The 1,650-nt window shown below is 63.5% G+C and carries 1 protein-coding gene; it reads left to right on the plus strand.

The features are described from left to right. Positions 1-267: 267 nt before the first annotated feature. Positions 268-1,650 (plus strand): group II intron reverse transcriptase/maturase (ltrA, locus tag ACGFJ2_RS59295; RefSeq protein ID WP_393484311.1); only part of this gene is annotated, 1,383 nt, incomplete at its 3' end.

Consider the following 1,650-nt stretch of genomic DNA (forward strand, 5'->3'; position numbering starts at 1 on the left):
GAAACCCCGTAGCGGTCCCCTTGGGGTAGACCGGAGGTAACGAAGGTTCAATTCCCCTGCGGGTAAAGGATGGTCCGAGAAGCGAAAGCCGCCACGTCGAAAGGCAAGGGGAAAGGCCGGACATAGGGACTCCACCCTCCAGCTATAACCCGGCGGATACCGGGCCGATGCCCGGGTCCGAAAGGACGCCCAAGCGGACCAGGTGGGTCTTTGAAGAATCAAAGAAGCACGGAGTTAACGACAGCGCAAGTTAGACAGGGAGGGTGCATGGACCAGAAGACCGGACAAGCGCTCTTCTGGAACGGAACTGTCGACGACGCGGAAGCCTGGCACCAGATCGACTGGGGCCGGGCCGATGACGAAGTAACGAGGCTGCGTCAGAGAATCTTCAAGGCCGCTCAAGCTGGCGACATGAAGAAGGTCCGCAACCTCCAGAAGCTCATGATGCGCTCAGCGGCGAACACGCTCCTGAGCGTGCGCCGGGTGACGCAGGTGAGCCGGGGGCGGAAGACCGCTGGCGTGGACGGGGAAACGGCCCTCGGCCCGGAGGAGCGAGGCCGACTGGCCCGCCAGCTGCTGCGGGACAGGGCCGCCCGCCCGCAGCCGGTGAAGCGAGTGCATATTCCGAAGGCGCACGGGAGGACGCGCCCGCTCGGCATCCCGGTCATTCGGGACCGAGTCCACCAGGCCAGGACGAAGAACGCCCTGGAACCTGAATGGGAGGCGCGTTTCGAGGCGCGAAGCTATGGCTTCCGCCCCGGCAGAGGATGCCACGACGCGCTGGCGACCATCTTCCAAGTGGTGGGTAAACCCGCCAGCAGACGAAGGTGGGTGCTGGACGCCGACTTATCGGCGGCATTCGACCGGATCGACCATGAGCACCTGATGCGATCCATTGGAAACTTCCCCGCCAGGGAAGCGATCAAAGGATGGCTGAGGGCCGGAGTGATGGACCGGGGAACCTTCGCGCCGACGGTGGAAGGAACGCCGCAAGGAGGGGTGATCAGCCCGCTCCTGATGAACATTGCTCTGCACGGAATGGAGGAAGCAGCCGGGGTTGCCTGGAGGAAACACAAAGCCTCCAGGACTCTCAAGGAGGAATCCCCGGCCCTTGTGCGGTACGCGGACGACTTCGTGGCCATCTGTCACACGGAGCAAGAAGCGCACGAGGTGCACCGGCGGCTGAAGGAGTGGTTCTTGCCCAGGGGTCTGGCCTTCAACGAGGAGAAGACCGCGGTCCGGCACCTCAATGATGGCTTCGACTTTCTCGGGTGCACCGTCCGCACCTACGCCAATGGGTACACGCTCGTGACACCGAGCAAGGATGCGGTGAGGAAGGCCAAGGAGCGTATCCGGGAAGTCGTCCGATCGAATCGGGGGAAGCCTGCGGCCCGGCTGGTCCGAGAGCTCAACTCGTTCGTCCGGGGATGGACCGCGTACTACCGTCCTTGGAGCTCAAAGAGAGCCTTCATAGAAGTCGATCGGATCATGTTCGGCCAGCTGTGGGAGTGGGCGAGCAGACAGCATCGGCGGAAGGGAAGGCAGTGGATCGCGGCCCGGTACTGGGGCAAGCGGATCGCCGGGAGTGAGAACCGCTGGATCTTCGGAGAAGATTCGGCCTACATCAAGCCCGCCGCGATGACCCGGATC

The organism is Nonomuraea sp. NPDC049028 (genome assembly GCF_043197735.1).
Taxonomy (GTDB): domain Bacteria; phylum Actinomycetota; class Actinomycetes; order Streptosporangiales; family Streptosporangiaceae; genus Nonomuraea.